The sequence below is a fragment of the Bartonella capreoli genome (assembly GCF_902813205.1).
GTDB lineage: Bacteria > Pseudomonadota > Alphaproteobacteria > Rhizobiales > Rhizobiaceae > Bartonella > Bartonella schoenbuchensis.
The window spans coordinates 1-385 of record NZ_CADDZX010000399.1; the positions used below are offsets into that span (position 1 = coordinate 1).

A 385-nucleotide genomic window follows, 5' to 3' on the forward strand; every position below is an offset into this window, starting at 1 on the left:
AACTTCAGGAGAAATTTTCTTATTAAGTTTTACATAATTTTCAAAATAAACAATCACTGACCGAGAAAGAGATTCAATCTCAACTTCGATCTCTTCAGACTCTTCTATAACAGTTGCATAAGCTTGATGATAACTTTCATTTTCAGTAAATTGGTTAATTTTTGCGCGCGCAGTCCCCTCAACCAAAACTTTTACAGTGCCATCAGGAAGTTTTAAAAGTTGAAGAACATTGGCAGAAGTACCAATATCATAAATATCTTCTGGTTTTGGATCATCATCAGAAGCATTTTTTTGTGTGGCTAATAATATCTGCTTATCTACTATCATCGTCGCTTCAAGAGCGTGAATTGATTTCTCTCGACCAACAAAAAGCGGAACAATCATA

General features: G+C 34.3%; 1 protein-coding gene. It reads right to left on the bottom strand.

Going from position 1 to position 385, the window contains the following annotated elements; genetic code table 11:
* Window positions 1-385: LON peptidase substrate-binding domain-containing protein (locus J7R05_RS08985; protein WP_208541939.1), on the bottom strand; the 385-nt coding region annotated here is incomplete at both ends.